This window comes from uncultured Anaerococcus sp., assembly GCF_937934665.1.
GTDB lineage: Bacteria > Bacillota > Clostridia > Tissierellales > Peptoniphilaceae > Anaerococcus.
In genome coordinates this window covers 1-9,621 of sequence record NZ_CALGYW010000162.1, presented here as the reverse complement: position 1 = coordinate 9,621, position 9,621 = coordinate 1, and the positions used below count along the sequence as shown (strand labels likewise).

At 37.3% G+C, this 9,621-nt stretch carries 12 protein-coding genes and 1 pseudogene; 2 read left to right on the top strand and 11 right to left on the bottom strand.

The window, feature by feature from the left end:
• The 5 genes from Q0410_RS08310 to Q0410_RS08290 form a co-directional block, all read right to left on the bottom strand.
• Positions 1–202 (bottom strand): arsenic resistance protein (locus Q0410_RS08310; RefSeq protein ID WP_367178732.1); only part of this gene is annotated, 202 nt, incomplete at its 3' end.
• Positions 199–615 (bottom strand): arsenate reductase ArsC, encoded by a 417-nt coding sequence (locus Q0410_RS08305; RefSeq protein WP_299035583.1) that lies wholly within the window; start codon positions 613–615, stop codon positions 199–201. The genes Q0410_RS08310 and Q0410_RS08305, both read right to left, overlap by 4 nt.
• A gap of 6 nt (positions 616–621) precedes the next feature.
• A complete protein-coding gene (arsA, locus tag Q0410_RS08300; protein ID WP_299035580.1) occupies positions 622–2,364 on the bottom strand; it encodes an arsenical pump-driving ATPase in 1,743 nt (580 codons plus the stop codon).
• A gap of 28 nt (positions 2,365–2,392) precedes the next feature.
• On the bottom strand, positions 2,393–2,764 hold the full coding sequence (gene arsD / locus Q0410_RS08295; RefSeq protein ID WP_299035577.1) for an arsenite efflux transporter metallochaperone ArsD: 372 nt from the start codon (positions 2,762–2,764) through the stop codon (positions 2,393–2,395).
• Between the two features lie 99 nt (positions 2,765–2,863).
• Positions 2,864–3,166 carry a helix-turn-helix transcriptional regulator gene (locus Q0410_RS08290; protein WP_299035574.1) on the bottom strand — a complete coding sequence of 101 codons (303 nt, stop codon included), beginning with the start codon at positions 3,164–3,166 and terminating at the stop codon, positions 2,864–2,866.
• 669 nt (positions 3,167–3,835) lie between these two features.
• Between Q0410_RS08290 and Q0410_RS08285 the strand changes: the two genes are divergently transcribed.
• Positions 3,836–3,964 carry an LDCC motif putative metal-binding protein gene (locus Q0410_RS08285; protein WP_299035571.1) on the top strand — a complete coding sequence of 43 codons (129 nt, stop codon included), beginning with the start codon at positions 3,836–3,838 and terminating at the stop codon, positions 3,962–3,964.
• Between the two features lie 137 nt (positions 3,965–4,101).
• Positions 4,102–4,887: pseudogene (locus Q0410_RS08280) on the top strand (transposase).
• 336 nt (positions 4,888–5,223) lie between these two features.
• Here the strand turns inward: Q0410_RS08280 and Q0410_RS08275 are convergent.
• Genes Q0410_RS08275 through tsaE form a run of 6 tightly spaced genes read right to left on the bottom strand, consistent with a single transcriptional unit; the run spans position 5,224 to position 9,493 of the window.
• Complete coding sequence (locus Q0410_RS08275) at positions 5,224–6,627, bottom strand: S41 family peptidase (RefSeq protein WP_299035569.1); 1,404 nt, start codon at positions 6,625–6,627, stop codon at positions 5,224–5,226.
• Positions 6,614–6,961 (bottom strand): hypothetical protein, encoded by a 348-nt coding sequence (locus tag Q0410_RS08270; protein ID WP_299035567.1) that lies wholly within the window; start codon positions 6,959–6,961, stop codon positions 6,614–6,616. The genes Q0410_RS08275 and Q0410_RS08270 overlap by 14 nt, the downstream gene beginning before the upstream one ends.
• 1 nt (position 6,962) lies before the next feature.
• Positions 6,963–7,973 carry a tRNA (adenosine(37)-N6)-threonylcarbamoyltransferase complex transferase subunit TsaD gene (tsaD, locus tag Q0410_RS08265; RefSeq protein ID WP_299035565.1) on the bottom strand — a complete coding sequence of 337 codons (1,011 nt, stop codon included), beginning with the start codon at positions 7,971–7,973 and terminating at the stop codon, positions 6,963–6,965.
• A complete protein-coding gene (rimI, locus tag Q0410_RS08260; protein WP_299035563.1) occupies positions 7,970–8,407 on the bottom strand; it encodes a ribosomal protein S18-alanine N-acetyltransferase in 438 nt (145 codons plus the stop codon). Before rimI ends, tsaD begins: the two co-directional genes overlap by 4 nt.
• The gene (gene tsaB, locus Q0410_RS08255; protein WP_299035561.1) at positions 8,404–9,066 is read right to left on the bottom strand and encodes a tRNA (adenosine(37)-N6)-threonylcarbamoyltransferase complex dimerization subunit type 1 TsaB; all 663 of its coding nucleotides are present in this window, start codon (positions 9,064–9,066) and stop codon (positions 8,404–8,406) included. The genes rimI and tsaB overlap by 4 nt, the downstream gene beginning before the upstream one ends.
• A complete protein-coding gene (gene tsaE / locus Q0410_RS08250) occupies positions 9,047–9,493 on the bottom strand; it encodes a tRNA (adenosine(37)-N6)-threonylcarbamoyltransferase complex ATPase subunit type 1 TsaE (protein ID WP_299035558.1) in 447 nt (148 codons plus the stop codon). Before tsaE ends, tsaB begins: the two co-directional genes overlap by 20 nt.
• Positions 9,494–9,621: the final 128 nt, after the last annotated feature.

Genomic DNA, 9,621 nt, shown 5'->3' with positions numbered 1-9,621 from the left:
AATCAATCTTTAACATCATAGGATAAATCATTATCCATAAAAGTATAGTTGTTGGAATGGATACATTGTAAAACTCAAACTCTCCTAGAGTCTCTGGAATAGCAGGGATGAAGCGTCCAATTAAAACACCTATAGCCATGCATATCAAGACCCAAAATGTAAGATTTCTTTCAAAAAAACTTATATCTTGCTGTTTTTTCATCTCACCAACTCCTCATCTATTTCTCGGATTAAGTCCTTTAACTTTCCTTCAATTTCTCCTATTACCTTGATAAACTCTTCATCAGACTTACCAGTAGGGTCTTCTATGCCCCAGTCATACTTTTTGTGTTTAAAGGGAAGTATAGGGCAGACTACATTGCAACCCATAGATATGACATAGTCAATCTCTGGTAGGTCATCTATGAGCTTGGAATATTGGCGAGCTTCCATATCTATCCCGTGTATTTCTTTCATGAGTCTTACTGCATCTTGGTTTATTCTAGGGACTAGCTCAGTTCCTGCAGAGTAAAAATCTATTCTATCTCCAGCAAATTTCTTGCCAAGGGCCTCAGCTATCTGAGACCTGCAAGAATTGTGAACGCATATAAAGGCAACTTTTGTTTTTTCTGTCATACCTACCTACTTAATTAATTTATCTAGCTTAGATCCCTTGATTTCATCACTTGACCATGGGATTATTGTGAAGTTTCCATCTGTACGCTCATCAACCTTATTTATCCATTCTAGCTCACTTTTAGCCTTGGCTTCTAGGGTCTTGTTGGTAGAGCCGGTCTTATAGATAGATGAATTTATAATCCACCACTTGCTATAAATTCCCGCTCTTTTTAGGTCTTCTTCAAGTCTTTGAGACTCATAGAATGGAGTAGGTTCTGCAAGGGTTACAATTAGGACCTCGGTTTCATCACTATTTTTTAGTCTAGGTAGAAGTTTTTTTGCTGATTCTGGAACATTACCTTGGTTTTTTTCTATCTCTGTGTTGTAGCTTTCTGTAGAATCTAGGAGCAGAAGTGTGTGGCCTGTTGGAGCTGTATCTATGACAACAATCTCATCATCAGCCCTATCTACTATATCTGCAAAGGCTCTAAATACAGCTATCTCTTGAGTACATGGTGATCTTAGGTCTTCTTTTATATATTCCAAGTCATCATCAGACATGGTTTTTTTAGCATTTTCTAAAACTTCTTCTTGGTATTTTTTAAGCTCTTCTTCTTCATCTATATGGCTTATAGTTAATAAGTCATCTTCTTTGATCATACCAGTCAAATGGTTGGCTGGGTCGGTTGTAGTTAGGTGGACCTTCTGTCCCTTATCTCGAAGTCCCTTGGCTATAGCAGATGCCATTGTAGTCTTTCCTACACCACCCTTGCCCATGGTAAAGATAACTTTTTTCTCATTCTTATATAGGTCATCTATGATATCTTTTAGGCTAGGGGTTTGATTTATCTTAAGATCTTCATCACTAGTATGATCCTTATCCTCAATCAGTAGGGACCTTAGGTTTTCGATACTATTTAAGTTGTATCCTCTAAGTGGAATAAAGAAAGTTTTAAGATCCTTAATAGCTTCTGGCATCTTATCTAGGGCTTCTTTTTGTTTTTTATAGAAAGCTTTAGAAACTTCATCATCATGGCCACTTAATAGACCATTTATGATAAGGATTTGATTGTTAATACCTAATTCTGCTAGTTCATGAGAGGCTCTATTTGCTTCAAGAAGAGGAGTTTCCTCAGGTCTTGATACTAATACTAGGCTTGTAAGGCTCCCATCAGCTAGGGTTTCCACAGCATACTTGTATGTTTCCTTCTCTTCTTCTAGGCCTGATAATTGACCTAGGCAGGAAGCTCCGTGGGTGGATTCGCTAATAAAGCTCGTCCAAGCAGAAGGTAGCTGGAGCATCCTTAGGGTATGGCCAGTTGGTGCTGTATCAAAGATTATATAATCATATTTGTCTTTTAGATCAGCATCAGTTACAAACTTAGAAAATTCATTAAAGGCAGCTATCTCAACAGTACAAGATCCGGATAATTGCTCTTCCATATTTTCTATTACACTGTCAGGTAACTGGCCTCTATAGGGACCAACTACACTTTCCTTATACTCATTGGCAGCTTCTATAGGATCTAGGTTTATAACTGTAAGCCCATCAACACCTTCTATCCTTACACCCTTATTATTAAGCTCAGTTTCAAAGACATCCTGGAGGTTTGAAGCAGGGTCGGTACTGATTAATAGGACTTCATTTCCCATATCAGCAAGGCTTACAGCGCTAGCACAGGCTGTAGAGGTCTTTCCAACTCCTCCCTTGCCTGTGAAAAATAAGTATTTACTTAGGTCAATTTCCTTAATATCAAACTGTTTCATTTAAACTCACACTCTTTTTTTATTGCTATTAACAGCAGCATCCACTGCCAGAGCAGCAAGATCCATCATCGTTGTTTGTTTCTTCTAAGGCATCATCAGATAAAAATAACATTTCATAAAACTCTTCATTGCTAGGGTACTTACCTGTCATAAGGACTTCTCCATTAACCATTACTACTGGTAGGATGTCTTCACCCTTTTCATTTAAAAGACTATTAATAGTTTTGTTTTCTACAAACTCCTTAGTATTGTTAGTTAAGTTATATCTTTGAATGTTAGCTCCGCTTTTTGTAAGCTTATCAACTAGGCTAGACACTCTCATAAGTTCCTCATCTGGGCTTGGTCCACATACACCTGTTGAGCAACACATAGCACCTTCATATATATACATCTTCTTCATAAAATCCTCCTTAATTTAAAATCATAATATATGTAAAAAATACATATAGACATATTTAAATACCTCTATATGTTCGAGGAAAAAATATTTGCTTTGGATTTACTCCTTGCAAATACAATCATCTTGGATATGAAATATAAGTCCAAGGCTTTCCTCAATCTCATCCAAACTAGCTTTATTTAAAGAGTAGTAGGTATTTTTCCCCTCTCTCCTGCTAGTCACAAGACCAGCTTCTTCGAGCTTTCTCATATCATGAGATAAGGTAGGCTGGCTAATATCAAATTTTTCAAGTAGCTGGCAAGCACAAAGCTCATCACAAGATAAGATATCAATAATCTTAAGCCTCTTAGGATCAGATATTACCTTAAGCTTCTTAGCTACACTCTCATAGTCAACACTCATAATCCACCTCATATAGAAATATTTCTATATGTTATGGTACTGGTGGATTTGCTGGTGTCAATCAGTTTTTTAAATCTTTTGTATTTTTTGCTAGATACTAATCTTAATCAACTATCCCATCTTCTACTATGGCGGGATTTTCTTTACCTAGCTTTTCAAAGGGGGCGGATGTATTCCTTCGTTCATTATGGCCCCGGTTTTATGAGGTCCCCCCTCAACCTTCGGTTTCATTTGGTACGGCGCGTGGGGGTCTTTGGTTTTGATCGGGGCGGCTTTTGGGGATGTTTCTTTGGTTTTGGTCGGGGCGGCTCTTTTGTTCAAACAAAGAGCTCCACTTTGGGTCTTTTATTTATTTTCTTCTACATATTCAATTTTTTCCTTATCCATAACTGAATCTGGGATCATTTTGCTTGTTATATAAATTAGAAATGGAAGGACGATTGCATCATCAAAATTCCTAAAAAAGATGCGTTTTTTGTAGCAAAAAGAACAATCGATGAATTTTTAAAAGATAATGAAATGGAAGTTTATCTTTCTACTTTTGGAAAAGATATCCTGTCTTTAATTATGGGATAGGAAAAATGGAGATAAAAAATTGAAAAAATAATTTTTTTCCAGTATAAATATTATTGTAGAAAATTTACAAATAATTACCCTAGGAGGTAAAATATGAAAATCTTTGAATCAATAAAAAATAGATGGGAAAAATTCTTGAAAAATCTAGCAAAAGAAAATAAAAAATCTTTTGGAAATGAAAGATTAGATTGTTGTTCAATGAACAAAAGAGAATATAAATAAATAAAAAAATGAGCATGGCGGAGACTGTGTGAAATTTTGTGTATAGAAACCTCCTGATTAGAATAAGTGAAAACTAATCAGGAGGAATTTTTATGCCAAGAAAAAGACCAGAGACAAAAAGAAGCAAAATAGCAAAAATGTTAATTGAAGAATATCATCCTAAAAGTTCACAAGATATTCAAGAAGCTCTAAAAGACCTTCTAGGCGATACAATGGAAGAACTTTTAAAAGCAAAATTAGATGAGCATTTAGACTATGAATACGGAGAAAAACCACTATCATTAAATACAAGAAACGGTTCAAGTAAAAAAACAGTTAGAGCATCTTACGGAAATATAGACTTAAGTATTCCACAAGATAGAGAAGGAACCTTCGAACATCAAGCATTAAGAAAATATACCCTATAGGGCACAAGCTGAAAAAGACATATCAAACATAGAAAATCAAATAATATCAATGTATGGCAAAGGAATACCCTCGCCTAATAATATCATCAACTCATTTTATTCGTTGGATATTATTGGCTGGGGCAGGCCCTGACAACAAGAGACATATCAAATCTCATCAAAGATATTTATGGTTTTGGCATATCAGAAACAATGGTAAGTAAAATAACCAACAAAATACTACCAACCATAGAAGAGTGGCAAAATAGACCCCTAGAAAAAATCTATCCAATGTGTGTAAGCTCTTGGAAGAACAACTGGACAGAATTATCGACATATTTTAAATATCCAGAAGGAATAAGAAAACTGATATATACAACAAATGCTATGGAAAACTTCAATAGGCAGCTAAGAAAAGTTACCAAAAATAAAACCATATTTCCAAATGACTATGCTCTACAAAAAAGCTTGTATCTAGTAATGGTAGATGCCTCAAGCGAGTGGACCTATAGGATCCGTGGTTGGGACCAAATCTAATCCCAATTATCAATATTTTTTAAAGGGAGGTTTTAATTAAGATAAAAATTTAGTATGAAATCAGCTGCAAATTTTCATGAAAATTTGACAGTTTATTAAGCCCAAGTACAATTAAAAAAAAGCTCCATTCCTATAGGAATGGACAAATATTGATACATAAAAAATGTATCAACCCTTACCCTTATATCAGGATTTAGGTTGATACACAAAATTATTTACAGACCCGCAAAAACGGCTATGAGCATTAAACTCATAGCCTTTCTGCTTGCCACCTAAAGACTCTCTAAATCAGTTTTCTAAAATCCCTAATTCAATGAGCCTTTTGTGGAGCTTTTCTTATTTATTTATCATATTTTCAATTATTTCTATGGACTGCCTATAGGAGGCACTTTCTATGTCTGGGGTGGTTGGGTTTTCTTCGTTTATTTGGCCTTTGGGATCGTAGCCTAGGGTGTTGGTGTAGGTGAAAACTAGGCCTGAGTTTGGGAGAACGGAGTTTATTACCCCGAGCGTTATACCGTCACCTCCAGTTTGGCTACCTACTATGGTTGCAAATTCTGTGTGTTTGATGAAGGACGCGAAGCCTTCTGCAGCTGAGAAGACGTCTTCGTCTACTAAAAGAAATATAGGACCTTCATAGCCATTGTCCTTGTCTGATTCGTCTGGGTTTATGACTATGGTATCTTTGATATAGTAGGAAAAGTCTCTTAAATCTTCTGAGTGGTCGAGTTTTATACCTGATATATCTACATTGGCTAAGTTTTCCATGTTTAGGGTTTCATCTTCTAAGAGGAGCCTTATTTTTGGTGCATCTTTGAAGAACATTTGGTTTACTACCTGTTTTGGGTTTTTGGATAATTTTGGCAAGAGAAATCTCTGCCAGTAGTCCATATTTCCTCCAACATTGTCCCTGATGTCTAGGACTAGGGCCTTGTACATGTGTTTATTTTTTAGAAACTCATCTAGGACTTCTTTGTCCTTGTCTAAGTTGGTCATATCTCCCATCTGGTTTATTTTTAGGATGGCAAGGCTGTCTTTTGTTTCTAGGCTGATGTTGGGCTCTTTGCTATCTTTGACAAGGGAAATCTTCTGCTTTCTTTTTATAGAGCCTGAGGATGGTTTGGATTGGACTCCTTCTAGGCCGTACCTATTTCTTACAACCTGCCTATTTAGGTTTAAAAATTCATAATAAATTGATGGTTGGTTCCAGTTTTGGGAATAATATTTTAAGGTCTGGTCAACATAGGCTGAGTCGGCTATTTTGGCGTGATAGTTGTGTAGATCTGCCATTATCTCGTTTAGAACCTTGATAAAGTCTGCATCCGTTTTGGCTGTCTTTACCTTTTTTAGATAGATATCGTGATTTTTTAGAAAATCTACGTCATACTTTCTCTTTAAGACTTCAAAGAAGGGGTAAGACTCTTCGAGTTCTTTAAAGAGATATTCAAAGTCTGCTACTTTTTCTGACTTTGTGAGCTGTTTGGGATTTTCATAACTTCCTAACTGCAATTTTGGCGGTGCTTTGAGGGCCTTGTACCATTTTAGGTAGTCCTCGACTGAGTAGTCGGTTATATTTTCTGGATAAAAGGTATCTGTGTTGGCGGCAGTCCTTCTTTGGGTATTTTCCTTGGTGTATTTTTGCCTTTCTAGGTAGGCTGCCCTTCTTTTTACACAAGATGTTTGCAGTATCATTAGGCCTAGGAAGAGTGCTAGCAAGCCATATTTTTTAAGCTTTTTCATCTAGTTTCCTCCTTAAGGCAAAGTCTCTTTTGAAAAGATCAAAGAGGATGGCTATATTTCCTAGGGGATTTACTAGGGAATAGATTACCAAAAGACCTGCGAGTGTTAGTAGCCTTTTTTCCTCATAGCGTTTGATAGCTGCAGGCTTTTTTCTTGTGTTTATTGATATTATACCAACTAGGATGGCAAGGACTCCAAAGATTTTCTCTAAGTTTTCCCTATAGTAAAAGCCAAATCCTATTATCCCTACCCCCATCAAGATCCAAATGATGGATGAGGCTATGTTGATTTTATAATATTTTCTTAAGTCTGAGTTTTTCTTCCTTCTTCTCATATCATAAATCCAAGTTTGGATAAACTTTCATATAGGTATTATCGCGAACTCCGTCCAGATAATCTAGGTGGCCTGCCATGGCTATCATGGCTGCGTTGTCTGTACAAAGGATGGTATCTGGGTAGTAAAACTTTATGTCTCGTTTTTCTAGCTCTTCGCCCATTCTTTCCCTAAGCCTGGAGTTTGCTGCAACTCCGCCTGATATGGCAAATTGATCGTAGCCTGTTTCACAAAGAAGCTTAAGGGACTTTTCTACAAGGACGTCTACCACAGCATCTTGGAAGGATGCGGCAAGGTCTGCCTTATTTATTTCATTGCCCTTTTGCTCTTCGTTGTGGGCGTAGTTTAAAACTGCTGTTTTTAGTCCTGAAAAAGAAAAGTCATAGGAGCCTTTTTCTAGCATGACTCTTGGAAAGTCGATAGCTTCAGGATTTCCTTTTTTGGCAAGCTTATCTATCTTTGGCCCGCCTGGATAACCTAGACCAATTTTTCTTGCGACCTTATCAAAGGATTCTCCTGCGGCATCATCCCTGGTTGATCCTACAACTTCTATGTCGTTGTAGTCCTTGACCTTGCATAAGTAGGTGTGGCCGCCTGATACTACTAGGCATACAAAGGGTGGCTTGAGGTCCTTATTTGAAAGGTAGTTGGCACAGATGTGGCCCTTCATGTGGTTGGCTCCCACTAGGGGAAGACCTGTAGCAAGGGCTAGGGCCTTGGCGGCAGAAATGCCCACCAAAAGAGAACCAATGAGGCCTGGTCCCTTGGTTACTGTTATTAGGTCTAGGTCATCATAGCCTAGGCCAGCTTCTTCCAGCGCCTTATCTATGAGAGGGTTTATAGCCTCGAGGTGCTTTCTAGATGCTATCTCTGGCACTACCCCTCCAAAGAGGGCGTGGATATCAATTTGGCTTGATATTAAGTTTGTTAAAATTTCTCTATCATTTTTTAAAATTGCAACAGAGGAGTCATCGCAAGATGTCTCTATCGCAAGGGTATAAAAGTCTGTCATGACATTATCCTTATCATATTGTAGGCATCTTCGCCTGTCTTTTGGTAATAGTTTTTCCTTATGGATTGGATTTTAAAACCGTATTTTTTATAAAGATTGACGGCGGCTGTATTCTTGGTTGAGGCTTCTAGCCAAATTTCACTTGCCTTTTGATCTTCAGCGTAGGATATAAGGTGGGCTAAAAGACTTGATCCTATGCCTTCTTGCCTATGGTCCTTATCGACTGCTATGGTGAGGATTTCAACAAGGTCTGCTATACAACTTATTATATAAAACCCAACAACCTCCCCATCTTTTTCGTAAACAAAGTGTTTGAGGAAGGAATTTTCTTCAAATTCTTTGAGGAGCCTTTTTTTAGCCCAGGGTTTAAAAAAAGATTCGTTTTCAATCTCATAGACCCTGTCGGCATCCTCAAGTGCCATTTCTCTAATCACTTTTTTCCGTACTCTCTTTCCGCCTGGCTCTTTCTTAGGTAGTTTGGACTTATCTCATAAAGAGGCCTTGCTTTTAAGTTTTCTTCTTGAGCAAGTCTTATTAGCCCCCCTCCTAGGCAGTTATTTATATTTATAGGGGCTTTTTTCGCTCTTTCAAATTTGTCAAAGTACTTGTCATTTAATAGGCCTATCATTTCAATTTCAAGATTTTTTTCATTTACTATCTTGGAAAGATCATCAATTTCATAGAGGTTTTGAGGGATAATTTCTTCTAGATTTTCATCAAAAAGTGCTCCATAAACCCTGGTAGATCTGGCATCTAATAAGGCAAGTTTAGCCCTGTTAGAAGTAGATCCTGCGGCCATGGCCTTTAAGGTTGAAACTGTAAGTAGGTCTTTATTTTCTACCTGGGCTAGGGTCTTTGCTATAGTCATCCCTATCCTTAGCCCTGTAAAAGACCCTGGTCCTTCAGCTATTACAAATTTATCTATATCTTTTACAGTCATGCCGAGTAGCCTCAAGAGACTTTCTATCATTGGCACCAGGCTTTCTGAATGGGTTTTTGCTTGGTTTACGTTAAAGTCGCCTAAAATTTCCTTATCATCTGCCACTGTCACTGTGGAAATCATAGTTGATGTATCAATTGCCAAGTAATTCATTAATCTGTCTCCCTCTTTGTGTATCCTTGAGTATCTCTATATCCCTAGTATCTGGGCTAAGCTTATCTATTCTTATGTTTACCATCTCATCTGGCAGGTAACCTTCGCCATTTTCTGCCCATTCTAGGAAGGTGATTGCCCCTTCTGGGTAGAAATAGGTCTCAAAATCAATATCTAGTAGGTCATCAGGATTATCAAACCTATATAGGTCTAAGTGGTAGATAGTTTTTTCACCCTCATAGATATTAACTATAGCAAAGGTAGGTGAGGATGAGTCACTTATACCAAAAAACCTCGCTATAGCATTAACAAGGGTGGTTTTTCCTGCTCCCATATCACCTACTAGGTTTATGACATCGCCCTCTTTTAGGAGAGGAGCGAGTTTTTTTGCAAATTTTTCTAAGTCTGTTAAGTTATTTATAATCATAAAAAGCCTTTCGTTCTTTATATTATACCTCTTTTTTTGAGGGTCGGGAGCCTTTTCCCGTCCCTATCAAATGCAAAAAGCACCCACTTAGGTGCTTTTTGTCAAACAGAATATTTTATTGGATAATA